This is a genomic window from Erwinia sp. 198 (genome assembly GCF_003937915.1).
Lineage (GTDB): Bacteria > Pseudomonadota > Gammaproteobacteria > Enterobacterales > Enterobacteriaceae > Erwinia > Erwinia aeris.
This window is the reverse complement of record NZ_RHUM01000004.1, coordinates 140,693-166,269: the sequence shown is the minus strand read 5'-3', so window position 1 is coordinate 166,269 and position 25,577 is coordinate 140,693. Positions and strand designations below refer to the sequence as shown.

Genomic DNA, 25,577 nt, shown 5'->3' with positions numbered 1-25,577 from the left:
GTGTGCGATCGTGATAGTAACAGGCATATTCTGCCGTATTGTTAACGCAAGCGCCACGCAAAGCAAGGTCAGGTACGCTTCCGTTTATGCGGCAGGGCTGACTCGTCATCACATTTTGTGATATAAGAGCCCTCTATTTTATCGCCTGTCAGCCTGATTATTCCGCTGACGGCAGCTAAATCCACCCCTTCAACCTTTACAGGATGAGAATATGGTCACTTTCCAGACTAACCATGGCGATATCGTTATCAAAACCTTTGACGATAAAGCGCCTGAAACTGTTAAAAACTTCCTGGATTACTGCCGTGAAGGTTTTTACGACAACACCATTTTCCACCGTGTTATCAACGGCTTTATGATCCAGGGCGGCGGTTTTGAGCCTGGCATGCAGCAGAAAGCCACCAAAGCGGAAATCCGTAACGAAGCCAATAACGGCCTGAAAAACACCAAAGGTACGCTGGCGATGGCCCGTACCCAGGCGCCACACTCCGCAACCGCGCAGTTCTTCATTAACGTGGCGGATAACGACTTCCTGAACTTCCGTGACGAAAGTCTGCAGGGCTGGGGCTACTGCGTCTTTGCTGAAGTTGTGGAAGGCATGGACGTGGTTGAGAAAATCAAAGCCGTTTCTACCGGCCGCAGCGGAATGCATCAGGACGTGCCGAAAGAAGACGTCGTGATCCAGAAAGTCACCGTTAGCGAATAATGTCGCATACGCTGTTTATCGCAGATTTGCATCTGTGTGAAGAAGAACCGGCAATCACTGCCGGTTTTCTTGCTTTTTTGCGGCGTGACGCGCGTCAGGCCGATGCGCTGTACATCCTCGGCGACCTGTTTGAGGCATGGATTGGCGATGACGATCCCAATCCGCTTCACGCCAAAGTCGCCGCCGCGCTTGATGAGTTAAGGCTGGCGGGCGTTCCCTGCTACTTTATTCACGGCAATCGCGATTTCCTGCTCGGTCAGCGCTTTGCAAAATCATGCGGTATGCGGCTGCTGCCGGAAGCGCAACGGCTCGAGCTGTATGGCCGGCCGCTGCTGATTATGCATGGCGACACGCTGTGTACTGATGACGAAGGCTATCAGCGCTTTCGCCGTAAGGTGCATCGGCGCTGGCTGCAAAAGCTTTTCCTGTCGCTGCCGCTGGCGCTGCGCCAGCGTATTGCTCAGAAAATGCGGGCTGGCAGCAAGCAGGCCAACAGCAGCAAAACGATGGCGATTATGGACGTCAATGAAGAGGCCGTTACCCATACGATGAGCCGCTATCAGGTGCAGTGCCTTATTCATGGCCATACGCACCGCCCCGCCGTTCACAGGCTCACCGTTAACGGTCTGCCCGCCGAACGCGTGGTGCTGGGCGCCTGGCACACCGAAGGATCGATGATCCGCGTGACCTCATCCGGGGCAGAACCGATCGCTTTTCCCCTGTAAACTCCTTACGTATTGCCCTCTGTCAAAACACGTGCTGCCTGCGCTACGCCAAAGGCTCCCCGGCTTAACGCGCCGGCGTCTGATGCAGGGGCTTTAAGCCTGCTGCGGGTAGGCTGACAGGCGCGAAGTTCCCTGTTCCGTGACGCGATTGAACCGACGCAACCGTTTTCCTGCCCGATGAGTCATGCTATTCTCTCAGCCCTTCCTGTCTGGCTGACCGACCAGCTTTCAGACACTGTTTGTATAATCACAGGAGTCACACCCGCATGTCTTCTACTGCCGCACCGGCCCGCATCGCCATTGTAATGGGTTCTAAAAGTGACTGGGCAACCATGCAATTTGCCGCGGACATTCTCACCAGCCTGGCCGTTCCTTTTCATTGTGAAGTGGTTTCAGCGCACCGTACGCCGGACAAGCTGTTCAGCTTTGCCGAACAGGCCGCAGAGAACGGTATCCAGGTTATTATCGCCGGCGCTGGCGGCGCGGCGCACCTGCCCGGCATGCTGGCGGCGAAAACGCTGGTGCCCGTGCTGGGCGTACCGGTGCAGAGCGCAGCGCTGAGCGGCGTTGACAGCCTTTATTCCATTGTCCAGATGCCGCGCGGCATCCCGGTCGGCACGCTGGCTATCGGTAAAGCAGGCGCGGCTAATGCGGCCCTGCTGGCCGCACAGATCCTGGCGCTGCACGATGCACAATTAAACCAGCGTCTGTCCATCTGGCGTCAGAGCCAGACTGACGAAGTTCTGAATAATCCGGATCCACGGGAGGAAGCATGAAGCCAGTCTGCGTATTAGGAAATGGTCAGCTGGGGCGGATGCTACGCCAGGCGGGTGAACCGCTGGGAATAGCCGTTTATCCTGTCGGGTTGGATGCGGAACCGGAAGCGCTGCCTATCCAACAAAGCGTGATCACGGCGGAAATCGAGCGCTGGCCGGAAACGGCGTTGACGCGCCAACTCTCGCATCACAACGCCTTTGTAAACCGCGATATTTTTCCGCTGCTGGCCGATCGCCTGACGCAAAAACAGCTGTTGGATCGGCTGAACCTGGCAACCGCGCCCTGGCAGCTGCTGAGCGATGCCGCGCAGTGGCCCGATGTTTTCGCCAGGCTGGGCGAGCTGGCTATCGTTAAGCGCCGTACGGGCGGCTACGATGGTCGAGGCCAGTGGCGTTTACGCCAGAACGATGTCGCTTCCCTGCCTGCGGATTGCTATGGCGAGTGTATTGTGGAACAGGGCATTAATTTTTCCGGCGAGGTGTCTCTGGTTGGCGCTCGCGCTCATGATGGCCGCACGGTTTTCTATCCCCTGACCCATAATCTGCATCAGGACGGTATTCTGCGCGCCAGCGTCGCGTTACCGACGCCGGATGCGGAACGTCAACAGCAGGCTGAAAGTATGCTGGCCGCTATTATGAACGAGCTGGACTATGTGGGCGTTATGGCAATGGAATGCTTTGTAGTGCCGGAAGGACTGCTGATTAACGAGCTGGCGCCTCGTGTTCACAACAGCGGCCACTGGACGCAGAACGGCGCTTCTATCAGCCAGTTTGAGCTGCATCTGCGCGCCATTCTGGATCTGCCCTTGCCTGCGCCCGTCGTCAGCACACCTTCGGTCATGGTTAACCTGATCGGCACGGCGGTTAACCTTGCGTGGCTGGAGCAACCGCTGGTTCGCCTGCACTGGTATGAAAAAGAAGTGCGTCCGGGACGGAAGGTAGGGCATCTGAATCTGTGCGATACCAGCCATGAATCGCTTCAGCAGGCACTGACCGCGCTGGCTCAGGATTTACCTGCCGATTATGCTGAAGGCATCGTCTGGGCAAACACCCATCTGAAAAAAGACAGTGCTTAACTGTACTTAAGTATGGCTATTAATTTGTTAGTGAAAGTCGTATTGTATTGGCGAACAAAACAATAAATACATAATACTATTAAGTAATTAGAAGTTTTTTTTGCCAACACCAAGGGAACCACTCTCAGATTTTCTGGATAAACACGTAAATTTTGCTTCATGATTGACGTGTCAGGGTCTGGTTTGGTTCTCCCCCCTCCCTTCTCTCATCAAATTGTGCCCTTGCGTCAACGTCCTGTTTCTTCAGCTTCCATAAAAAGTTACTATGATTTTTCGGCTGCGCCGGACGTGCTGAACATTATTCCGCCATTCACTTTAATGCCACTCATCTATGACAGCCTGTCTGAGCAGGGTGCATCGTTAGGTCAGGCTTTAAAAACATGGTAAAGTCGGCTATTGACGATGGAAGCCCCACTTTCTCAGGGAGATAATTACATGTCTAAATCATATTTTAGTAATCAGGTTATTAATTCCTCAATAAAAGATTACCTTGAGAGGAAACTGACTCAGTTCAGTAACGTTAAGTATGCCTATGCGATTATGAGTAAGCGCAACCCTGCAGATTTCTCCATAATTTCTAACAGGCCGGAATGGTTTCAGGTTTATGTCGAAAACAACTTTCAGTTTATCGACCCCGTTCTGATCACGGCGCTTTACCGCGTTTCGCCCTTTTCATGGGACGAAAACATCATGCTGAACAAAGGCGTCAAGGTTCCCAAGCTTTTTGATATGGCGCGTAACCACAATATCATCAACGGCTATACGTTTGTTCTTCACGACCATAATAACAATCTTGTCGTGCTCTCAATCATGCTGGACGAGCACTGTGACGATAATATTGAAGAAGTGATCCAGACGAATAAAAGCAAATTGCAGATGCTGCTGATTAACGCCCATGAAAAACTGACGGAGCTATACCAGGAGCAGGCAAGAAAAACTGACTTTGATGAAATGAACACGCGGGAAATATTCTCTAAGAGAGAGAATGAGATTATTTACTGGGCCAGCGTAGGCAAATCCTACCAGGAAATCGCGTTAATTCTGGGCATCAAGCTCACCACGGTTAAATACCATATTGGTAACGCGGTGAAAAAGCTCGGCGTTACCAATATGAAACACGCCATCAGATTAAGCATTGAGCTACAGCTAATCAGGCCGGTGCTGACTGACGGGGAATGAGAGCGGCCAGGCATCCAGGGCCATTGTTAACTCGGGTGCCTTAGATTTTACCAGGTCGATCAATATACGCTGGTTATCATCATCTACGGGCATAAAGATCAGAAATATTTTTTCTTTTTTCTCGGAAAGACTTTGTGCCTCTACCGAAACCTTCCAGCCAGAACGCTTAAAAATGAGATACATAGGATGGCTGACGATGGCGTATATGCCGTCATATTTATAGTGTCGGGCATAATTGATCATCGATAAAAACAGCAGCGCGCTGACGGGTTTCTCACGCAGCTTTAACTTCGTCATCCGTTCTTTATCGATAAACAGACGGCTGGCCTCTACGTAGTTCCCTTCGGGAAGCGTAAAATCTTTAAACCATGACCGAAACGTGCCGGTAATCATATTCGGGTGTTGGGTTTCTATAAAGCGAAGGCTACAAACGCAGTTATCCTGGTGGACGCCAAAAACATAGGTAGTTTGTTCATTATCATATTCATCGAACTCCATCTCATTCTGGCTGTTGACCATCCAGTTAAGTCTGTCTTTAAACACTCTTTTTCTTAAACTAAATAGCTCTGTTGACTTCATTTCAGAGAGATGACGATATTTTATATCCAGCAGATCCAACATTTCAGCTATTTCCCTATTCCACTATCTACGTTATTTATGACCTTTATCAAAGCCCGCAGGAAAGCAAAACCGCTCAGGCGAAACGATTCGGAGGTTCCCGGCCGCCTCAGAATACGAAAGAAAATAAATGATAAAGGCCGATACATATCGGCCTTTATTCTACGCTGCGTTATACCCTCTGAACAATGCCTTTCCTTTAAGTAACCTTATGCCTAACCAGCCGCCGCACAGCGACAGCAAACAGGTGCCGGCCAGAGGCAACGTTACCCACAGGAGATAGTCGGGCTGCCACGGGAAATCAAAGACCTTACGCTGCAGGCCCCACAGCGCCGCCTCGGCGCCCAGCGTGGCGGCGATGCCGGAGACGCAGCCCAGCAGCGCAAACTCGCACCATAGCGTCTGCCTCAACAGTTTTTTACCGGCGCCCAGCGTTCGACAGACCACCAGCTCCTGCCTGCGCTGATGCATCCCGACCTGTATCTGCGCCAGCAGCAGTAAAATACCGCAGGCGGTGACCAGCACGACCATAATTTCCAGCGCCTGGCTTACCTGCGCCAGCACCTGCCCTATTTGCCGCAGGATAGTGCCGATATCCAGCAGGCTGAGCGTAGGAAAGGCACGATTCAGCTGCGCCAGCAGTGCATTATCACCATCGAGACGAAAGCTGGTCAGCCAGGTCTGCGGCTGTCCATCCAGCGCGCCGGGCGGAAAGATAAAGAAAAAGTTGGGCTTAAGGCTTTCCCAGTCCACTTTGCGCAGGCTGGTGATTTTTGCGGAGAAGGTTTGCGTATCGCCGGTGAAGGTCAGCGTATCGCCAGGCTTAACGCCCAGCCTGTCTGCCAGCGCTCCCTCTATCGAGACTTCGCCCTGGCGGGGCGGCCAGCTGCCGGCAACCAGCGGATTATGGTCGGGCAGCTTTTCAAGCCAGGTCAGGTTAAGCTCGCGGTTCAGGGCGTTATCCAGCGACGGATCGGCAGGCTGCTGATTAATCGAGGTTAGCCGCGCTCTGACAATCGGATAAAAAGTCTGCGGCTGGATATGATGCTGCTCCAGGAAAGCCCGCACCGGCGAGATTTGCTCTCCGGTTAAATTAAGCAGAAAATAATTAGGGCTGTCGGGCGGCAGCTGTTGCTGCCAGCGATCGAGCAGATCGCCGCGCATTACCAGCAGCAGAGCCAGCAGCATAAAAGAAAGCGAAAAAGCAGCCAGCTGGCTGAAGGTCGCCGAGGGCTGACGCAGCAGTCGGTTAACCGCCAGCCGGAAAGCCAGGTTACGCACGCGCAGCCGCCGCAGTAACAGCAACGCGCCCCACCCCAGCCCGCCCAGCAGCAGCGTCAGCAGCAGAATACCGACGATCAGCGCCCAGAGCAGCCTGCTGCTGCCCACCAGCAGCGCAAGCAGAACCAGTATCGTCAGCGCCATTATTGGAAGATAAAATTTCAGCGGCCAGACGGAAGCGATGGCATCGCGTCGCAGCACCCGCAGCGGCTGAGTAGCCAGCAACAGCCGCCAGGGCCGCAGGCCAACCAGTAGAGAAATGGCAAACAGCGATCCCGTTGCCCACAGCCAGGGCCAGAAACTGGCCGCAGGCAGTTCGCCCGGCAATACCGGCCGCAGCATTTGCAGCAGCAGCGCCTCAAAGCCTTTCCCTATGATGCCGCCGCAAAGGGCCGCCAGCAGCAGCACAGCCAGCCACTGACCGACAATCAGTTTGCGCAGGGCCGCTCTGTTAGCGCCCAGCGTTTTCAACACGGCAACCAGATCGTAACGGCTGCGGCAGTAGTGGTTCATGGCGACAACTACGGCGGCAATCGCCAGCATCAGCGTCAGCAGCGCTGAAAGCAGTAAAAATTGCTGTGCGCGCCGCATCGATTTGCCGAGAGCGTCCTCTGAGTTTTCCACGCTGATCCAGCGCTGTTCAGGCTGAATACGTGCCGCAATAAAGCGGTCGTAGTTCGCCAGCTGCGAAGCGGTTCCGGCAAACTTATAGCGCCACGTCACCCGGCTTCCCGGCTGAATGGCGCCGGTTTTTGCCACATCCGCCAGGTTCATTAACAGACGCGGCGCGGTCTGAAAGGGATTAAACCCCGCATCGGGTTCCTGAATGACCTCGCCGGCTACGTGCAGCGTGGCATCGCCCACATCCAGCTTGCTGCCTGCCTTCACGTCCAGCAGCGCCAGCAGCCGCGGCGCGGCCAGCACGGTGCCCGCCACGGGACGCAGCCCGGCGGGTTCGGTAGCGAGCTGGCCGAACATCGGATAGCGGTCGTCCACGGCTTTTACGGCAGCCAGCTGCGGCGTGTCGCTGGCGAAGGTCATGGTCATAAACGTCAGCTGACGGCCCACCTGCAACCCTTCGCGGCGGGCCTCATCCAGCCAGGCTTGCGGCACCTCGCGCGAGCTTTGCAGCGTGCGGTCTCCCGCCATATAGTCCCGGCTTTGCTGGGTCAGCCCTTTCTCCATCCTGTCGCTGAGCGAGCCCAGCGCCAGTACGCAGGCCGCCGCCAGCGTTAGCGCCAGCCAGACGATCAGCAGCGAAGGCGATTTCAATTCCCGCCAGAACCAGCGCCAAATCATACTTCCTCCTGAAGCTTGCCATCGCGCATTCTTAAGCGGCGGTCGCAGCGGGCGGCCAGCTGCTCGTCATGGGTGACCAGGATCAGCGTGGTGGCAAAATCGCGGTTCAGTGAAAACAGCTGTTCAACAATACGTTCGCCCGTCTGACGATCGAGATTGCCGGTCGGCTCATCGGCGAACAGCAGCGCCGGACGTCCGCTAAAGGCACGAGCTAACGCCACACGCTGCTGCTCGCCGCCGGAAAGCTGCGACGGCAGATGGGTCAGGCGCGCCGAAAGCCCCAGCTGACCCAGCAGGTTTTTCGCCTGTTCGCGGCTTTGCGCGTCGCTTTCGCCGCGCAGCAGCGCCGGCAGCTGCACGTTTTCCAGCGCGTTCAGCGTCGGCACCAGCATGAAAGACTGAAACACAAAGCCGACGCTTTTAGCGCGCAGCGCTGCCCGCTGTTCCTCATCCATCTGATGCAAAGGCGACCCCAGCAGAAAAACTTCGCCTTCGCTGCCGTCGTCCAGACCGGCCAGGATCCCTAACAGCGTCGACTTCCCGGAACCGGACTCGCCGATTAGCGCGATGGTCTCGGCCGGTTTGACAACCAGCTCAACTCCGGTAAGGATGGAAAGCTGATGCTCACCCTGACCGACGGACTTACTAAGACGATGAACTTCAAGAATGTTTTCCGCTGGCATTACCTTATCCTGTTGTTTTTGGCTCTGACGACGCTGCGCGCGGCGGCGGCGGACAAATTGCTGGTGCTCGGCGACAGCCTGAGCGCAGGCTATCGCATGTCCGCCAGCGCCGCCTGGCCTGCGTTACTCAATGATAAATGGCAGAAATCTCCCGTCATTATTAACGGTAGCATAAGCGGCGATACGGCGGCGCAGGGTCTGGCCCGCCTGCCCGCTTTGCTGCAACAGCATCAGCCTCGCTGGGTGCTGATAGAGCTGGGCGGCAACGACGGGCTACGCGGTTTTCCTCCTCAGCAGCTGGAGCAGGAACTGCGGCAAATTATTCGCCTGGTGAAAACAGCCGGCGCACAGCCGCTGCTGATGCAGGTTCGCCTGCCGCCTAACTATGGCCGTCGCTACACCGAAGCATTCAGCGACGTTTACCCCAGACTGGCGAAAGAGTTTTCTCTGCCGCTGCTGCCCTTTTTTATGGAGCAGGTCTACCTGAAGCCGGAATGGATGCAGCAGGACGGCATTCACCCGAACCCTGATGCGCAGCCCTTTATTGCCGATCGGATGGCAAAAGTACTGGCCCCGCTAGTTAACCATGAGTAACCGAGATTGCAGATCGCGTACAGGTAAAGTTATGCAAAAAACAGTTGTTATCACCGGCTGCTCCAGCGGGATCGGCCTGGCCGCCGCCAACGATCTGCTGCGACGCGGCTACCGTATTCTGGCCGTCTGCCGTAAACCGGAAGACGTACAGCGCATGGACGAGCTGGGTTTTACCGGCGTCGAAATGGATCTGAACAGCAGCGAAAGCGTTATCCGTGCGGCAGAGCAGATCCTTGCTTTAAGCGATAACCGGATCTTCGCGCTGTTTAATAACGGCGGCTATGGCGTTTACGGCCCGCTTACCGCAATTAGCCGTCAACAGATGGAACAGCAGTTCGCCACCAATTTTTTCGGCACCCATCAGCTGACGATGCTGCTGCTGCCCGCTTTGCGCGCCAGCGGCGACGCGCGCATTATCAACACCAGCTCGGTAATGGGCCTGATCGCCACGCCGGGGCGCGGTGCCTACGCGGCCAGCAAATATGCGCTGGAAGCCTGGTCCGACACGCTGCGCATGGAGCTGCACGGCAGCGGCGTTCAGGTCAGCCTGATTGAACCAGGCCCGATCAAAACCCGTTTTACCGACAATGTGAATCAGGCCGAACGGGAGAAACCGGTAGAAAATCCCGGTATTGCCGCCCGCTTTACGTTGCCGCCGGAGGCGATCCTGCCGAAGCTGCGTCACGCGCTGGAGAGCCCGCGCCCTCGTTTACGCTATCCTGTAACGGTGGTCGCTCACGCCATCACGCTGCTGCGACGTATTTTGCCGGGCCGGATGCTGGATCGCATTTTGCGCGGTAAACCGGCGTAGACGCCAACAAAACCTTGAAGCCAAAGCATCCGCCCCAATAAAGTAAGAAACCCGGAATAAAGAGACGAATTCATGTCATCACAAGCTGCTATTGTCACTATTAACGAAAGCAACCTGCATCAGACGCTTGAGCAGTCAATGCAGATCCCCGTGCTGTTTTACTTTTGGTCTGCGCGTAGCCAGCACTGTCAGGAGCTGACGCCGCTGCTGGAGCGCCTGGCGCAGGAGTATGCCGGTCAGTTTATCCTTGCCGAGCTGGACTGCGACGCGGAGCCTGCCGTTGCCCAGCAGTTTGGCCTGCGCGCCATCCCTACCGTTTACCTGTTCCAGAACGGTCAGCCGGTAGACGGTTTCCAGGGCCCGCAGCCGGAAGAGGCCGTGCGTGCGCTGCTGCACAAGGTGCTGCCGAAAGAAGAAGAGCTGAAGGCGCAGCAGGCGATGCAGCTGATGGAGGAAGGTAAGCCGCTGGAAGCGCTGCCGCTGCTGAAAGAAGCCTGGCAGTTAAGTAATCAAAACAGTGAAATGGGCTTTCTGCTGGCCGAGGTGTTAATCAGCCTGAACCGCAGCGATGAAGCGCAGGCAGTGCTGGACGTGGTGCCGTTACAGGATAAAGATACCCGCTATCAGGGGCTGATCGCCCAAATCGACCTGCTGAAGCAGGCGGCCGATACGCCGGAAATTCAGCAGCTGCAGCAGCAAATTGATGCCGATCCCGGCAACGCTGAACTGGCGACCAAACTGGCCGTTCAGCTGCATCAGGTCGGCCGCAACGAAGAGGCGCTGGCGCTGCTGTTCAGCCATCTGCAGAAAGATCTTGGTGCGGCAAACGGCCAGGCGCGCAAGATCCTGCAAGAGATCCTGGCGGCGCTGGGCACGGGCGATGCGCTGGCCGCAAAATACCGTCGCCAACTTTATTCCCTGCTTTACTAACAAAGCTCCGGGCTGAATGGATCAGCCCGTTTTTAAACAACCCGGAGGTTATATGTTGACTGTTATTCCCGTTATTATTCTTGTCGCGCTGGTGATTGTCTGGTCCGGCATCAAAATTGTGCCGCAGGGCTACCAATGGACGGTCGAACGTTTTGGCCGCTACACCAAAACGCTGCAGCCCGGCCTTAACCTTCTGGTGCCCTTTATGGATCGCGTTGGTCGCAAGATCAACATGATGGAACAGGTGCTGGATATCCCCTCGCAGGAAATCATCTCGAAAGATAACGCCAGCGTGACTATCGACGCCGTCTGCTTTATTCAGGTAATCGACTCGCCGCGCGCGGCCTACGAGGTCAGCAACCTTGAGCTGGCTATCGTTAATTTAACCATGACCAATATGCGTACCGTACTGGGCTCAATGGAGCTGGACGAGATGCTGTCGCAGCGCGATAACATCAACACCCGGCTGCTGCGTATCGTGGATGAAGCGACCAACCCGTGGGGCGTCAAAATTACCCGCATTGAAATTCGCGATGTGCGGCCGCCGGCCGAGCTGATTGCCTCTATGAACGCGCAGATGAAGGCGGAACGTACCAAGCGCGCCGATATTCTGGAAGCGGAAGGCGTCCGCCAGGCCGCGATCCTGCGCGCGGAAGGCGAGAAGCAGTCACAGATCCTGAAAGCGGAGGGCGAGCGACAGTCGGCTTTCCTGCAGGCCGAGGCAAGGGAACGCAGCGCGGAAGCAGAAGCGCGCGCCACCAAAATGGTTTCAGAAGCCATCGCCGCCGGGGATATTCAGGCCATCAACTACTTCGTGGCGCAGAAATACACCGATGCGCTGCAGAAGATTGGCACCTCGCAAAGCAGCAAAATGATTATGATGCCGCTGGAATCGTCAAGCCTGATCGGTTCGGTCGCCGGCATCGCCGAGCTGCTGAAGGAAACCAAAAAAGACAGGCAAGGATGATGGCGAGCGAACTGTTCGCCAATCCTGCCTGGCTGTGGCTGACGCTGGGCGGCATCCTGCTTGCGGCAGAAATGCTGGGCGCCAGCGGCTATCTGCTCTGGAGCGGCGTCGCCGCCGTGCTGGTCAGCCTGCTGGTCTGGCTGGTGCCGCTGCCCTGGGAGTGGCAGGGTTTATGCTTTGCCATCCTCACTATTCTTTCCGCGCTGTGGTGGTACAGCTGGCTGCGCGGCCGGGATCGCCAACGGCCGCCCTCCTCGCTTAACCAGCGCGGCAGCCAGCTGATTGGCTCTGCACTAAGGCTGGAGGAAGCGCTGCACGACGGTGTAGGCCATATTCGCGTTGGTGACAGCAGCTGGCGCGTCCAGGCTACGGAAAATCTCCCTGCCGGTACGCCGGTTACGGTGGTGGCGGTAGAAGGGATTACGCTGCGGATCGTCAGGCGAGAGGCGGACAATGATTAAATGGCGTAGCCCGCCGCGCTTTTTGCAGGCCGCCCTGGCGATTTGCTCTACACAGGCGAAAGGAGCTTTAGTAATTTGCTGGCAAAGGCGATAAGTGAGCGGCCTAGCCCGTACAGTTTTTTACAGGCCGCCAGGATGCCCGGCGATTTGCCCTGATGAAAAGCGCCTTAGCAATCGGCCCTACGTAGGCGAAGCTTCCACCGCTTCGCCTCTCCGTTATTTTTCGCGCCGGCTTAAAACCCATTGCCCTCGTGGCAGCATCCCGCCAGGTTATTCATAATAGGGCAATCGGCGCCCTCATCGCCCGGACAGCTGGCCGCCAGCGCCAGCAGCCGCTCGCGCATCAGGTTCAGTTCGCTGATGTGCGCTTCGATTTCCGCCACTTTATTCAGCGTTCTGGCTTTTACCTCGGCGCTATGGCGCTGCGGATTGTGGAAGAGCAACAGCATTTCACGGCACTCTTCCAGGCTAAAGCCGACCTGGCGCGACTGGCGCAGCAGCGTCAGCTCCTCCAGATGTTTGTTCGTGTAGTGGCGATAGCCGTTCTCGCCGCGCGAAGGCGCGGTCAACAACCCTTTTTCCTCATAAAATCGGATGGCTTTGCTGGTCAGCCCGGTTTTTTTAGCTACATCGCTAATGTTCATATAGGGATCCGCCTGTCTGCTGTCGCTTAATTTTAACACTCTTCACGGCGGGACTAAAATTGTTCGTGCCGGGCAGAGACAAGCTTGACCCTCCCCTTAATGGAAGGTTTATCCTTAATCCTGACACTATTCCGACTAAGCAAAGGAGTTTTTATGTCACAAACAACGGTATTAAAACTGGACGGCCTTTCCTGCGGTCATTGCATAAAAAGAGTCAAAGAAACGCTGGAGAAACGGGATGATGTGGAGCAGGCCGAGGTATCTCTGGATGAAGCCCGCGTAACCGGCGACGCCGCACCACAGGCGCTTATCGCGGCGGTGGAAGAGGCAGGCTATCAGGCCGCGCTGACGGACGACGCGCACCCAAAGCCTGAACCGCTGACAGTATCAGATCCCCAGCCGGAAGCGCTGACAGCGGCCCCCTCTCAGCTTCCGGCAACCGATGACAGCTTTCATCTGTTAATTGGCGGTATGAGCTGCGCCAGCTGCGTCAGTCGCGTTGAGCATGCGCTGCAGCAGGTGCCCGGCGCGCATCAGGCGCGGGTAAATCTTGCGGAACGCAGCGCGCTGGTGATGGGCGATGTCTCGCCAGAGGCGCTGATTCAGGCAGTGCGCAACGCGGGTTACGATGCCGAAATTATCGAAGATGAAAGCGAGCGCCGCGAAAAACAGCAGCAAACGGCGCTTAAATCGATGCGTCGTTTTCGCTGGCAGGCGCTGCTGGCACTGGCGTTTGGCCTGCCCCTGATGGGCTGGGGAATGCTCGGCGACAACATGATGCTGACTGCCGATAACCGAGCCACCTGGCTGACGCTGGGCGCCGTGACGCTGGTCATTATGGTCGTTGCGGGCGGCCATTTCTATCGTAGCGCCTGGCGCAGCCTGCTGAACGGCAGCGCGACGATGGATACGCTGGTCGCGCTCGGCACGGCGGCGGCCTGGCTCTATTCCAGCGCGGTCACCCTTTGGCCCGCCGTTTTTCCGCCAGAAGCGCGCCACCTTTACTATGAAGCCAGCGTAATGATTATTGGCCTGATTAATCTTGGCCACATGCTTGAACAGCGCGCGCGCCAGCGCTCTTCGCAGGCGCTGGAGCGATTATTAGATCTCACCCCGCTTTCCGCCCGCGTGGTTATCGCCGGTGAAGAGAAAGCGATGCCGCTCAGCGAAGTGACGCCTGGCATGACGCTGCGCCTGACCACGGGCGATCGCGTGCCCGTTGATGGCGTCATCACCCAGGGCCAGGCCTGGCTGGATGAAGCGATGCTGACCGGCGAAGCGCTGCCGCAGGAGAAAAGCGCGGGCGACAAGGTTCACGCGGGCACGGTGATGCAGGACGGCAGCGTGCTTTTCACCGCCAGCGCGGTCGGAAAAAATACCACGCTGTCGCGCATCGTGAATCTGGTTCGCCAGGCGCAAAGCAGCAAGCCCGAGCTCAGTCGTCTGGTCGATAAAATTTCTGCGATTTTCGTACCCGCCGTGGTTGCTGTCGCGCTGCTGAGCGCGGCCGTCTGGTATTTCATCGGCCCTGCGCCGCAGCTGGTTTATACGCTGGTTATTGCCACGACGGTGCTGATCATCGCCTGTCCCTGCGCGCTTGGGTTAGCAACGCCGATGTCGCTTACCGCCGGGATGGGCCGGGCCGCCGAGTTTGGCGTGCTGGTGCGGGACGCGGACGCGCTGCAGCGCGCCAGCACGTTGGATACGCTGGTTTTTGATAAAACCGGTACGCTAACGGAAGGCAAACCGCAGGTGGTGGCCATCCGCTTGTTTAACGGTGCCGACGAGCAGCAGGCGCTCTCGCTGGCGGCCGCGCTGGAGCAAGGCTCGCAGCATCCGTTGGCCCGCGCCATTATCGAGCGCGCCGGTCAGGCTGCTTTGCCCGAGGTTACCAGCTTTCGCACGCTGGGCGGCCTGGGCGTCAGCGGCCAGATCCAGGGCGAAACCTGGCGGCTGGGCAATCGTACGCTGATGGCGCAACACAACGTGGTTGGGGAGGAAATGGACAAGGCGATCGCCTCTCAGGCCGGGAAAGGAATGACGCCGGTGCTGCTGGCGGTGGGCAGCCAGCTTAAGGCAATCTTTTTCCTGCGCGATGCTCTGCGTGAGGAAAGCGTCGCCACGCTGCAGCGGCTGCGTGAGCAGGGCTATCGGTTAGTGATGCTGACGGGCGACAATGAAATCACCGCGCAGGCTATTGCCAGCGAAGCCGGAATCGATGACGTTATTGCCGGGGTCTTGCCGGACGGGAAAGCCGAAGCGATTAAAAAGCTACAGCAGCAGGGAGCCAGCGTGGCGATGATTGGCGACGGCATTAACGACGCACCGGCGCTGGCGCAGGCGGATGTAGGTATCGCTATTGGCAGCGGCAGCGACGTGGCGATTGAGACGGCGGGGATCACGCTGATGCGTCACGATCTGCATGCCGTGGTGGCCGCGCTGGCCGTGGCAAAAGCGACGCTGCGCAATATGAAGCAGAACCTGCTGGGGGCGTTTATCTATAACGCCTGCGGCATCCCGATTGCGGCTGGCGTGCTCTATCCGTTAACCGGCACCCTGCTCAGCCCGGTCGTGGCCGGCGCCGCGATGGCGCTCTCTTCGGTAACCGTGGTCAGCAACGCCAACCGCCTGCTTCGCTATCAGCCGCCAAAGTGACGCACGGTCTTGTCTGAAAGCCCGGTCTCCGTCTGTCCTTCGGTGGGCTAAACCGTTAGCATAAGGGAAACTAACGGAGCGGAGCCTATGGGAAAATTACTGCAAAAGGCTGTCGCGCTGTGGCGCAAACTTTCGCCCATTAGCTATGCCTATCCGGCGCAGGATATGGCGCTCGGCGCCCGCCATCTGCATCTGGTGGGCAGTATTCATATGGGCACGCAAAACATGATGCCGCTTCCGGCGGCGCTGCAAAAAAAACTGGCGCGGGCCGATGCGCTGATTGTGGAGGCGGATATTACCTCGGGTGCTTCGCCTTTTAGCGCCAGTGAAATCTGCGCACCGCTGGCGGAGCGCCTTAGCGAGCGGGAGCGGGAGGAGCTTCAGCGTGTCTGCCGCGAGGTCGCTATTGACGCAGAAGTTATCGATCGACTGCCCGCCTGGCAGATAGCCTTAATGCTGCAGGCGCAGCAGGCTCAGCGTCTTGGACTACGGGCCGATTACGGTATCGATTTCCAGCTGCTGAGCGCCGCCAAAGCGCAGGGGAAAGAAATCATCGAGCTGGAAGGGCCGCAGGCGCAGCTGGATCTGTTGAAAGCGCTGCCCAATAACGGCCTGTCGCTGCTGCAGGATACGCTGCAGCACTGGCACACTAACGCGCGCCTGCTGCAAACGATGATTGGCTGGTGGCTGGAATCGCCCCCTGCGGACAGCCGACCGGCCCTGCCCGGGACTTTTAACAGCGCGTTAAACGAGGTGCTGATGCTGCAGCGCAACCAGCGCTGGCGGCAGGATCTGACGGCGTTGCCGCCAGGGGAGTATGTGGTGGCCGTGGGCGCACTGCACCTGTATGGCGAAGGCAATTTGCCGGACCTGCTGAAAAAAGGCTAAAAAAAAGGCCAATATTGCTATCGGCCATGAATATGATCTGTTTTATGATTTTAGTTCGCCTTCGACAAGGACCGAAGGGGCAAAGATTGTCGCCTGGATCCCACATTTTCGCCAGTACTTTTTTTCGCCAGTTGTTCCATGCGCCACCTGAGGAGAAGCGCCGTGACGCCAGCCGTAAAACTGCTTGAAAAGCAAAAAATAAAATTTCAGCTGCACAGCTATGAACACGACAGCAGCGAAACCCACTTTGGCGATGAAGCCGTACGGATGCTCAACCAGGATCCCGATCGGGTGTTTAAAACGCTGCTGGTTTCGCTGAACGGCGAGGCAAACACGCTGGCGGTAGCCGTCACGCCCGTTGCAGGACAGCTGGATTTAAAAAGCGTCGCCAAAGCGTTAGGCGTAAAGAAAGTCGAAATGGCCGATCCGCAGATCGCCCAGCGTATCACGGGCTACCAGCTCGGCGGTATCAGCCCGCTGGGGCAAAAAAAACGTCTGCCCGTCGTGGTGGATACGCTGGCACAGCAGTTTCCCACCGTGTTTGTTTCCGGCGGACGACGCGGGCTTGAGATAGAGCTGGCTCCGCAGGATCTGGCGCGACAGCTCAACGCCAGCTTTGCCGCTATCGCGAAGCGCGACCGCAGCTAGTTAGTCTGCGCCAGCAGCCGATCGATCATCCAGCGCCCGGCCGGTCCGGGCGGCGACAGCCGCGACCAGGCGACATCCACCGAAAGATTCTGCGGCCAGCCGTCGATCGGCAGCTCGCGCAGCACCTGATGGCCGAATTGCTCCACCAGCCAGCGCGGCAGTATCGTCCAGCCAAACCCCTGTTCGGCCATCTCCAGCAGCAGCAGATAAGAAGGCGCAGACCAGACGCCGTTGCCCGGCCGGGGGCGCCCCTTCTCTACCCACGTGTTCAGACAGAGCTGCCGTTCGCTTTTTAACGCTTCGCTGCTGACGACAGCCTGGCGCGTCAGCGGATGATCCTGATGCAGATAAATAGCCATCTGTGCTTTCACCTGGAGCCTTGCCGTGGCGATATCAGCCGGGTAATGCGGCTGCACGCGGATCACCCCAATATGCGCCCTTCCGGCCTGGATCAGATCGATAACGTCGGCATCTTCGGCAATCATGCATTCAAATTCAATCTGCGGGTAGCGATCGGCAAAGCGCCTCAGCAGCGATTCATGGTAATCCGCCTGCCAGAAATCGGAGATCGCCATGCTCAGGCAAGGTTCCACATCGCCAGTCAGGCGGATAGCTAACTCATCCAGCCGCTCGCTGGCCGCCAGTATCTCCCGCACCTGTACCAGCGCCCGCTGCCCGTTCTCTGTCAGTACCGGCGAGCGGCCGTCGCGGCTGAACAAGGTAAATCCCAAATCTGTCTCCAGGTTGGCTACGGCGGCGCTGACGGTGGACTGGCTTTTACGCAGCGCTCTGGCAGCGGCAGAAAAGGAGCCGCTTTCCACCGTCTGTACAAACGCCCGTAACGATTCCGGTGAATATCGCATTTAAGTATCGCTTTTTCCGATAGGTAATCATTTTATCTTAGCAAACCGGGCAGGCAAAATACCGCTCTGATTTTAAGGAGAACCAATGAGCCGTACACTGAAAGAACGTTTTTTCCACGCCCTGGGTTTTGAAGCATTGGCCGTGACGATAGTTTCGCCGCTGGCCGCGTGGGCAATGGACAAACCGCTGTTCCAGATGGGCGCGCTGGCTATTATGCTGTCGACCGTCGCCATGCTCTGGAATATGGTTTACAACGCCGGTTTCGACCGTCTTTTCCCGAACGGCCGTCAGAGCTGGCTGCTGCGTATTGTGCACGCGCTGGCTTTTGAAGGCGGATTTATTCTGATTGGGTTGCCAATCGCCGCCTGGATGCTGGACGTTTCGCTGTGGCAGGCGCTGCTGCTGGAAATCGGCTTTTTCCTTTTCTTCCTGCCCTATACGGTGGTTTATAACTGGTTATACGACACGCTTCGCGCCAAATGGCAGCGCAAAGCGCATCCTGTTTCTTCAGAACAGTGACGACCAGATCTGGCGCATAGCCAGTTCAACACGCGGCAGCCGCCACTTTTTCGGCGGCTCGTCGGCTTTTCGTTCCGTCACGGCGGCCTTCTGCTGATAAAGAATTTCGCCGTGCGGTTCAAAAGCGCTGGCCTTCAGCGGCGAGTGCTTCTCAATATACTGTTTCAGCACCTCGGCATCGACAAAGCCGGTGTTTACGTAGCCCGGCATTGAGGTGATAACAGGATAGCCGTCGCCACCGGTCGCGTTAAAGCTGAGCGTCGCCATGCGGTAGGTTTTGTCCGCCTGTAGCGGTTCGCCTTTGATTTTTACCTCATGAACGCTGCTGCCATCGGCCGTCAGGCTAACGTTGGCCAACTGCGCGTAGGCGCCGGAATCGACCTGTTTATTCGCCACTACCGCCAGATATTTTTCAACTTCGCTGCCCTTCATATCGACATAGACTACCGTGTTGCCAAAAGGCTGCACCTTCAGCACATCCTTGTAGGTGATGTCGCCGGGTTCGATGGAGTCCCGCACGCCGCCGCCGCTCATTACCGCGAAATCAGCGCCGGTTCGCTCCGCCTGCGCGCTCAGGAGCACACGGGCAAGATTGGTCTGCACAAAGCGCACCTTGCTGCGATCCCCCTCCAGATGCCCATCCACGCTGCCGATTTTTACGTTAAGCTGCGCTTCTCCCTTTTTCTGGAAAGGCGTCAGCAGCTTCATCATCGCCGGATTTTTGGCAATTTCCTGAGTGTAATTTACCCAGCTGACGCTACCGTCGGCGTTGGTCACCTTGTGCCGCAGGTTGATCGGCACCAGTTCGTAATGTTCCAGCGTCAGCTTGCCGTTCAGAAAGGTAAAATCGGCCCGGCCGATATATTTTCCCCATTCGTGCGCCTGAACAATCCAGGTGCCGTTTTGCCGATCCGGCTGGCACGGCGTGCCCGGCACGTAATTCGCCTGCCTGACGTTTTCCTTAGCCATACAGACCGGATCCTGAGAATGACCGCCCACGATCATATCCAGATAGCCTGCCGGCAGCTCCCGCGCCATCTCGACGTCGCCCGGCGCGTTGGAGCCGTGATTACCGTTATCGTAATGGCCCATATGCGTCGCTGCGATAATCACGTCAGGCTTTTCCTGCTGGCGCAGCGCTTCCACCACCGCCTTCGCTTCCGTCGCCGGTTTATGAAAAACGATGTCGGTAAAATTCTCCGGGTTGCCAATTTTTGCCGTGTCGTCAGTGGTCAGTCCGATCACCGCGATTTTCAGTCCCATCCGGTTAAATAATGCATAGGGCTGGAACAGACGCTGTCCGGTGCTTTTCTGATAAATGTTGGCAGAAAGCAGCGGGAATTTTGCCCATTTCTGCTGCTGACGCAGCACGGAAAGCGGGTTATCAAACTCGTGGTTGCCGATCGCCATCGCATCGTAGCCAATCAGGTTCATGCCGCGAAAGTCGGGTTCGGCGTCCTGTAAATCCGATTCCGGCACGCCGGTATTGATATCGCCGCCGGAGAGGATCAACACCGCGCCGCCGTGCGCCTGCACGTCGTAGCGGATCTGATCCATCATGGTTTTTTGCGCCGCCAGCCCGTACTCGTCATGCTCGTTTTGCCAGAAGCGGCCGTGATGATCGTTGGTATGCAGCACGGTGAACTTATAAACCCTGTCTTTAACCCAGGCCTGCGCGGCAAGCGGCGCGCTGAGTAAAGCCAGCGCTAATAGCGTCAGCGAGTTTTTTTTCAGTGAAAGCACAACGGATCTCCTTGTTGAAACACTTATAAGGCTGGCGTAACCAGCAATCTACTACAGGCGCGGCGAATGGCAAGCGGTGCCGTTTTTCAGCATCGCGTCGCAGGTCCTTAAAACAAGCGCGACGGCAAGATGAGTGCTAAAACTGCGGCCTTGCTGCATACGCATCCTGTTTAGCGCGATTGTTAGCAGCTGTGTCGCAAAAAAGCGGCCTGTGTTTTGAAAGATAACTGCATAATCTTTATTATCAGAGCAGGTATTATTCAGCCTTCCAGCCACTTAATACATTAAAACCACACGATCCTGTGTGTTTTTGCTGCCAGCGCTTTTTTTCACATTTTTACCTGAATAAGGCAGGCAGAATAGCCGGATATACCATACACTTTAAGCTTACATTCGGATACATTTGCACATACAAGGAGAGAAGCATGCACCACACTACCCCGCTTATCACCACCATTGTCGGCGGGCTTGTTCTCGCTTTTCTCCTGGGTATGCTGGCCAACCGGCTACGGGTTTCGCCTCTGGTTGGCTATTTGCTGGCTGGCGTGCTGGCTGGCCCGTTCACCCCCGGTTTCGTCGCCGATACCAATCTGGCGCCCGAGCTGGCGGAGCTGGGCGTTGTGCTGCTGATGTTTGGCGTTGGCCTGCATTTTTCGCTAAAGGATCTGATGGCAGTTAAAGCGATCGCCATCCCCGGGGCCGTGGCACAGATTGCCGTCGCCACGCTGTTAGGGATGGGGCTGTCTTCGCTGCTGGGCTGGCCGTGGATGACCGGGCTGGTATTCGGCCTTTGCCTTTCCACCGCCAGTACCGTGGTGCTGCTGCGCGCGCTGGAAGACAGGCAGCTTCTCGACAGTCAGCGCGGGCAGATTGCTATCGGCTGGCTGATTGTGGAAGATCTGGTAATGGTGCTGGCACTGGTGCTGCTTCCGGCTATCGCGGGCATGTTTGAGCAAGGCAACGCCAGCGTGAGTATGCTGCTGGTCGATCTGCTGGTTACCATCGGCAAGGTGGTGGCCTTTATGGTGCTGATGATGGTGGTCGGTCGACGCGCGGTGCCCTGGATCCTCGCCCGCAGCGCCGCGACCGGCTCCAGAGAGCTGTTTACCCTGGCGGTGCTGGCGCTGGCACTGGGCATCGCTTTCGGCGCGGTAGAATTTTTTGACGTTTCCTTTGCGCTGGGCGCTTTCTTTGCGGGCATGGTATTGAACGAGTCCGAGCTGAGCCATCGCGCCGCGCATGATACTTTACCGCTGCGCGACGCCTTTGCGGTGCTGTTTTTCGTCTCCGTCGGCATGCTGTTCGACCCGATGATCCTGCTGGAACAGCCGCTAGCGGTTGCGGGCGTGCTGGCTATTATTGTGCTGGGCAAATCGCTGGCCGCGCTGCTGCTGGTGCTGCTGTTCGGCCATTCCCGCCGCACCGCGCTGACCATTTCGGTGAGCCTGGCACAGATCGGCGAATTCGCCTTTATCCTCGCCGGACTGGGGATCTCGCTAAAGCTGCTGCCCGAAGAAGGCCGCAACCTGGTGCTGGCGGGCGCTATCCTTTCCATCATGCTTAATCCGCTGCTTTTCGCGCTGCTGCAGCGTTATCTGGGTAAAAAAGAGGCCGAGGAAGAGCAGCAACAGGCCGCAATAATGGAAGAGGAAAACCCGATCCCGGTTAACCTCTGTAACCACGCCATCATCGTCGGTTTTGGCCGCGTAGGCAGCCTGCTGGGCAGGAAACTGATTGAAAACGGCGTGCCGATTGTGGTGGTTGAGAACAGCCGAACGCGGGTGGATGCCTTAAGGGCGGAAGGGATCAGCGCCGTGTTGGGCAATGCTGCTCGCACGGAGACGATGGATCTGGCGCGTCTGGACTGCGCGCGCTGGCTGCTGCTGACCATCCCTAACGGTTTTGAAGCGGGCGAAATCGTCACCGCCGCGCGCGAGAAGCGTCCGGCGATTGAGATCCTGGCCCGCGCGCATCATGACGAAGAGGTAAACTACATTACCGAACGCGGCGCGAATCAGGTGGTGATGGGCGAGCGGGAGATTGCCAACAGTATGCTGAATATTATGCTGGCAGAAAAGGAAAGCGCGGCGCAACCCAGCCCGATCTGAAAGAGCTGCCTCCGTGAAAGAGGCGGCTCTCATCTTATCTTTCCCAGTAGGACTCTTCCAGGCTGTCTTCGCGCTCCGGCAGCCCTCGGGTCAGGCGCGGCGAGTGCTGATTCAGCACCTGATAGCTGACGCGGTTGGCGTATTTACAAACCTGCGCCAGCGAGGAATAGGTCAGGTAGCGACGACCATGTTTGCTGGAGTTCGGCACGTTCAGGCGGTGATAGTCGTTAGCGGTGATATCGTGCAGCACCGCCGCCAGCGCGCCGTCGCCCGCGCCGTTGGTGTTCATGATCTTCTCCGGGCCGCCCATATAAGGCGCGATATGCGAGAAAATGCGCAGCGGCTGCTCGCAGTCCTGGTGGCGCATCGCGCGGCTAAACTCATACTGGTTGAACTCCGGGATAGCGCCGGGCAGCAGCGGATGCTGCGTTTTGCGTTTGCCCTCTTCCTCGGTGTAGCCCGCCATATACAGGCCGTTCGGCCCGGCGGTGCACAGCACCAGATCCACCCAGTCCAGTGCCATATTCGCCGCCTGTAGCGGATCGCTGAAGCCGGTCAACGCCTCGCCCTCTTCCTCGTTCATCGCCACCACGGAAACGTGATCGCGCAGGAAATCGCGCCAGAACTGCGGATTGTCACCGATCACGTATTTCGTACCCAGCGTCAGCACCACCGGCACGTTATGCTTTTTCGCCCAGGCGATGGCCTGCATTGTTGCTTCCGCCATCGGTTCGCCCGGCTTGCAGCGCAGCAGATAAGAGGTCAGCAGCAGCGCGGACGCGCCCGCTACCACCTCTTCAGGAATGCTTTCCTTGCTCAGCTGGTTCATCATGCCCGGACTGATGGCGAAGGTACGCTCGCCGTGTTCGCCAATCAGCGTAAAGCAGCGGCCGATAGCGCCGTCGACGCCCTGCAAATAGTTCAGATCGGTACGGCTGGAGGTATTGCACAGGTAGCGATAGGCGTAGCTGCCGATCTGCACGTTGCTGCACATCACGCCCAGCAGCACCGAGCGGTCGTCGGCCAGCACCGAGTAATTGTGCAGCGTGTTGCCGATGGTGCCGCCCGCAAACTGATGGGTGATGAGGTTGTTCTGCGTCAGCTCTGCATACAGCGCTTCGGCAACCTCGTCTTCGATCACCAGCGAGTGGCCCGCACTCAGGCCGTAGCGCGCCACAAAAGCGTCATCCACCTTCGCTTCAATATCCACCAGGATCTGATCGATACCCGCTATCCAGCTGGTCGCGGTTTCGCTTTCCGGCTGTACGGGCTGGAGCAGCGGGTCGCGCGCGCTGACGGGAAAGTAGTGTTTGGATTTACGCTGGCCGGGAAATTTCATGTTGCTGACTTCAGGAAGGGATACAGGCAGGCAATGATAACAGGGATGCGGCTAAGTGCCCACACCCCTCTGTTTTAGTGCTGGCTGTTGACCAGCTCAACCATCATATCAATATGCAGCTCATCGTCGTTCAGCGCCGGGATATATTCAAACTTGGTGCCGCCCGCGTGCATAAAGAATTCGCAGTTCTGCTCGCTGATCTCTTCCAGCGTTTCCAGGCAGTCGGCGGAGAAGCCCGGGCTCATGACCTGCACATGCTTCACGCCCTTTGCCGGTAGCGACTGCATCGTTTCGTCGGTATAAGGCGTCAGCCACGGCTCGCGGCCGAAGCGCGACTGGAAAGTCAGCATCGCTTCGTGTTCGGCCAGGCCCAGCGCGGCAATCAGCGCCTCGCTGGTTTCCCGACAGCGCAGCGGATAATCGTCGCCCTGATCGGCAAAACGCTGTGGAATGCCGTGGAAAGACATCACCAGCAGATCCGGTTTGCCATGTTTAGCAAACGACCGTTCGACCGAGGCTTTCAGCGCGGCAATATAGGCCGGATGCGTGGCGTAATCGCGGATAAACTGCACTGAAGGCAGGCTGCGATAGCCGGCAAAGACCTCGGTAATGCCGTCCCACACCGCCGCCACGGTAGAGCAGGAAAACTGCGGGTACAGCGGCAGCACGATCAGGCGGGTTACGCCCTGCGCCATCAGGCTGTCAAGCGCGCTTTTCAGACTCGGATTGCCGTAGCTCATGCCCAGCTCCACAGGCATAGATAGCCGGGCCGCCAGCGCTTCGCGCTGCCGTTTGCTGTAGACCATCAGCGGCGAGCCGTCTTCCATCCACACCGATGCGTAAAGTTTTGCAACGCGCGGCGAACGGATCGGCAGGATCACGCCGTTCAGGATGGGCCACCACAGCCAGCGCGGCGTATCGACCACGCGCTTATCGCTGAGGAACTGTTTCAGGTAGCGTTTAACAGCAGGCGTGGTTGGCGCGTCAGGTGTACCTAGGTTCACCAGCAGCACGCCGGGTTTATCTTGCCTCATTGTTATTCCTTCTCTGGGCATGTCAGGTGATGAAAACGAGAATCATTCTAGCGGAAAATCAGGAAGGGGTAACCAATTGCTGTAGTAGGGCCAGCTTTTGCTGGCCCCGGAAGGCATTAACCGAAGATTTTTTCCAGTTCGGCGCTGACTTCAGACACTTTACGGGTGCCGTCAATTTTGTGGTAAGCGGTGTGGCCCGCTTCCGCTTCTTTGCTGTAGTAGGCAATCAGCGGCGCGGTCATCTGATGGTATTCCACCAGGCGCTTACGCACGGTTTCTTCCTGATCGTCTTTACGCGTGGTCAGCTCTTCACCGGTCACGTCGTCTTTACCTTCCACCTTAGGCGGGTTGAAGGTTACATGGTAAACGCGGCCGGATGGCGCATGAACGCGACGACCCACGATACGTTCAACGATCAGCTCGTCCGGTACGGCGAACTCCAGCACGTTGTCGATTTTGATGCCCGCTTCCTTCATGGCGTCAGCCTGAGGGATAGTGCGCGGGAAGCCATCAAGCAGGAAACCGTTACGGCAATCTTCCTGCGCGATGCGCTCTTTAACCAGGGCGATAACCAGTTCATCAGTGACCAGTTTGCCTGCATCCATCAGTTCTTTGGCCAGTTGGCCCAGCTCGCTACCGGCTTTAACCGCTGCGCGCAGCATGTCGCCCGTGGAGATCTGCGGAATGCCGTATTTCTCCATAATAAACTGAGCCTGTGTCCCCTTACCTGCACCCGGAGCACCGAGCAGAATAATACGCATTGCGTAAATCCCCTTGCGAATCGCTTTAATCAAGTTATGTAGGGCATGAACATACCATCATGCCCCTGTATCCACAAGGAACGCGGCCGTTAAGCCGGGTTATCGTCCGTTAAAGTTACCGGTAACACCAGGGGGTTTCGGCATTATTGACGCCGCTTTAGCGCTTTACGAGCGACGTCGTGTCGAAAGCCTCGTTTTCAGACAATTTCACCTCTTCGTCAGCAGGATCGCTACCGTTGCCGAACGTTGGAAGAACCGTCTTATTGTG

The 25,577-nt window shown here is 57.3% G+C and carries 24 protein-coding genes; 15 read left to right on the top strand and 9 right to left on the bottom strand.

Going from position 1 to position 25,577, the window contains the following annotated elements:
* The first annotated feature begins 211 nt into the window (after positions 1-211).
* The 5 genes from ppiB (at position 212) to EGK14_RS07570 (ending at position 4,462) form a co-directional block, all read left to right on the top strand.
* A complete protein-coding gene (gene ppiB / locus EGK14_RS07590) occupies positions 212-706 on the top strand; it encodes a peptidylprolyl isomerase B (RefSeq protein ID WP_125288486.1) in 495 nt (164 codons plus the stop codon).
* Positions 706-1,431, top strand: coding sequence for a UDP-2,3-diacylglucosamine diphosphatase (lpxH, locus tag EGK14_RS07585; RefSeq protein ID WP_125288485.1), 726 nt, complete (start codon positions 706-708; stop codon positions 1,429-1,431). Before ppiB ends, lpxH begins: the two co-directional genes overlap by 1 nt.
* 266 nt (positions 1,432-1,697) lie before the next feature.
* Positions 1,698-2,207, top strand: a complete 510-nt coding sequence (gene purE / locus EGK14_RS07580; RefSeq protein WP_125288484.1) for a 5-(carboxyamino)imidazole ribonucleotide mutase — start codon at positions 1,698-1,700, stop codon at positions 2,205-2,207.
* Complete coding sequence (gene purK, locus EGK14_RS07575; RefSeq protein WP_125288483.1) at positions 2,204-3,283, top strand: 5-(carboxyamino)imidazole ribonucleotide synthase; 1,080 nt, start codon at positions 2,204-2,206, stop codon at positions 3,281-3,283. Before purE ends, purK begins: the two co-directional genes overlap by 4 nt.
* 435 nt (positions 3,284-3,718) lie before the next feature.
* The gene (locus EGK14_RS07570; protein WP_125288482.1) at positions 3,719-4,462 is read left to right on the top strand and encodes a LuxR family transcriptional regulator; all 744 of its coding nucleotides are present in this window, start codon (positions 3,719-3,721) and stop codon (positions 4,460-4,462) included.
* On the opposite strand, the gene EGK14_RS07565 is transcribed toward EGK14_RS07570, so the two are convergent.
* The 3 genes from EGK14_RS07565 to ybbA all read right to left on the bottom strand — a co-directional run bounded on the left by EGK14_RS07565 (position 4,430) and on the right by ybbA (position 8,343).
* Positions 4,430-5,083: an acyl-homoserine-lactone synthase gene (locus tag EGK14_RS07565; RefSeq protein WP_125288481.1), complete on the bottom strand. Its 654-nt coding sequence runs from the start codon at positions 5,081-5,083 to the stop codon at positions 4,430-4,432. The two genes, EGK14_RS07570 and EGK14_RS07565, sit on opposite strands and share 33 nt — an antisense overlap.
* 159 nt (positions 5,084-5,242) lie before the next feature.
* Positions 5,243-7,660 carry a putative ABC transporter permease subunit YbbP gene (gene ybbP / locus EGK14_RS07560; protein ID WP_125288480.1) on the bottom strand — a complete coding sequence of 806 codons (2,418 nt, stop codon included), beginning with the start codon at positions 7,658-7,660 and terminating at the stop codon, positions 5,243-5,245.
* Complete coding sequence (ybbA, locus tag EGK14_RS07555) at positions 7,657-8,343, bottom strand: putative ABC transporter ATP-binding protein YbbA (RefSeq protein ID WP_125288479.1); 687 nt, start codon at positions 8,341-8,343, stop codon at positions 7,657-7,659. The genes ybbP and ybbA overlap by 4 nt, the downstream gene beginning before the upstream one ends.
* Here ybbA and tesA point away from each other — a divergent pair.
* The 5 genes from tesA (at position 8,314) to EGK14_RS07530 (ending at position 12,106) form a co-directional block, all read left to right on the top strand.
* Positions 8,314-8,937 carry a multifunctional acyl-CoA thioesterase I/protease I/lysophospholipase L1 gene (gene tesA, locus EGK14_RS07550; RefSeq protein ID WP_125288478.1) on the top strand — a complete coding sequence of 208 codons (624 nt, stop codon included), beginning with the start codon at positions 8,314-8,316 and terminating at the stop codon, positions 8,935-8,937. The genes ybbA and tesA overlap by 30 nt on opposite strands.
* Before the next feature lie 31 nt (positions 8,938-8,968).
* Positions 8,969-9,748, top strand: a complete 780-nt coding sequence (locus tag EGK14_RS07545) for an SDR family oxidoreductase (RefSeq protein ID WP_125288477.1) — start codon at positions 8,969-8,971, stop codon at positions 9,746-9,748.
* Positions 9,749-9,820: 72 nt separating this feature from the next.
* Entirely contained in the window at positions 9,821-10,678 is an 858-nt protein-coding gene (locus tag EGK14_RS07540) for a co-chaperone YbbN (RefSeq protein WP_125288476.1), read from the top strand.
* 52 nt (positions 10,679-10,730) lie between these two features.
* On the top strand, positions 10,731-11,645 hold the full coding sequence (locus tag EGK14_RS07535; RefSeq protein WP_125288475.1) for an SPFH domain-containing protein: 915 nt from the start codon (positions 10,731-10,733) through the stop codon (positions 11,643-11,645).
* The gene (locus tag EGK14_RS07530) at positions 11,645-12,106 is read left to right on the top strand and encodes an NfeD family protein (RefSeq protein WP_125288632.1); all 462 of its coding nucleotides are present in this window, start codon (positions 11,645-11,647) and stop codon (positions 12,104-12,106) included. The genes EGK14_RS07535 and EGK14_RS07530 overlap by 1 nt, the downstream gene beginning before the upstream one ends.
* A 233-nt stretch (positions 12,107-12,339) precedes the next feature.
* On the opposite strand, the gene cueR is transcribed toward EGK14_RS07530, so the two are convergent.
* A complete protein-coding gene (cueR, locus tag EGK14_RS07525; protein WP_125288474.1) occupies positions 12,340-12,750 on the bottom strand; it encodes a Cu(I)-responsive transcriptional regulator in 411 nt (136 codons plus the stop codon).
* Positions 12,751-12,903: 153 nt separating this feature from the next.
* Here cueR and copA point away from each other — a divergent pair, with 153 nt between their 5' ends.
* The 3 genes from copA (at position 12,904) to ybaK (ending at position 16,941) form a co-directional block, all read left to right on the top strand.
* On the top strand, positions 12,904-15,405 hold the full coding sequence (copA, locus tag EGK14_RS07520) for a copper-exporting P-type ATPase CopA (protein WP_125288473.1): 2,502 nt from the start codon (positions 12,904-12,906) through the stop codon (positions 15,403-15,405).
* An 87-nt stretch (positions 15,406-15,492) separates the two neighbouring features.
* Entirely contained in the window at positions 15,493-16,293 is an 801-nt protein-coding gene (locus EGK14_RS07515) for a TraB/GumN family protein (RefSeq protein WP_125288472.1), read from the top strand.
* Between the two features lie 162 nt (positions 16,294-16,455).
* Complete coding sequence (ybaK, locus tag EGK14_RS07510; protein WP_125288471.1) at positions 16,456-16,941, top strand: Cys-tRNA(Pro)/Cys-tRNA(Cys) deacylase YbaK; 486 nt, start codon at positions 16,456-16,458, stop codon at positions 16,939-16,941.
* Here the strand turns inward: ybaK and EGK14_RS07505 are convergent.
* Complete coding sequence (locus EGK14_RS07505; RefSeq protein WP_125288470.1) at positions 16,938-17,804, bottom strand: LysR family transcriptional regulator; 867 nt, start codon at positions 17,802-17,804, stop codon at positions 16,938-16,940. The genes ybaK and EGK14_RS07505 overlap by 4 nt on opposite strands.
* An 85-nt stretch (positions 17,805-17,889) precedes the next feature.
* On the opposite strand from EGK14_RS07505, the gene EGK14_RS07500 reads away from it, so the two are divergent.
* Positions 17,890-18,324 carry a multidrug/biocide efflux PACE transporter gene (locus tag EGK14_RS07500; protein ID WP_125288469.1) on the top strand — a complete coding sequence of 145 codons (435 nt, stop codon included), beginning with the start codon at positions 17,890-17,892 and terminating at the stop codon, positions 18,322-18,324.
* On the opposite strand, the gene ushA is transcribed toward EGK14_RS07500, so the two are convergent.
* Complete coding sequence (ushA, locus tag EGK14_RS07495; RefSeq protein ID WP_370256140.1) at positions 18,313-20,058, bottom strand: bifunctional UDP-sugar hydrolase/5'-nucleotidase UshA; 1,746 nt, start codon at positions 20,056-20,058, stop codon at positions 18,313-18,315. The genes EGK14_RS07500 and ushA overlap by 12 nt on opposite strands.
* A gap of 434 nt (positions 20,059-20,492) precedes the next feature.
* Here ushA and ybaL point away from each other — a divergent pair, with 434 nt between their 5' ends.
* Positions 20,493-22,175 (top strand): YbaL family putative K(+) efflux transporter, encoded by a 1,683-nt coding sequence (ybaL, locus tag EGK14_RS07490; protein ID WP_125288467.1) that lies wholly within the window; start codon positions 20,493-20,495, stop codon positions 22,173-22,175.
* 34 nt (positions 22,176-22,209) lie between these two features.
* Here the strand turns inward: ybaL and EGK14_RS07485 are convergent, their stop codons facing one another.
* From EGK14_RS07485 to adk, 3 genes are all read right to left on the bottom strand, one after another.
* Positions 22,210-23,514: an inosine/guanosine kinase gene (locus tag EGK14_RS07485; RefSeq protein ID WP_125288466.1), complete on the bottom strand. Its 1,305-nt coding sequence runs from the start codon at positions 23,512-23,514 to the stop codon at positions 22,210-22,212.
* 74 nt (positions 23,515-23,588) lie between these two features.
* Entirely contained in the window at positions 23,589-24,548 is a 960-nt protein-coding gene (hemH, locus tag EGK14_RS07480) for a ferrochelatase (protein WP_125288465.1), read from the bottom strand.
* A 116-nt stretch (positions 24,549-24,664) separates the two neighbouring features.
* Entirely contained in the window at positions 24,665-25,309 is a 645-nt protein-coding gene (gene adk / locus EGK14_RS07475) for an adenylate kinase (protein WP_125288464.1), read from the bottom strand.
* Positions 25,310-25,577: the final 268 nt, after the last annotated feature.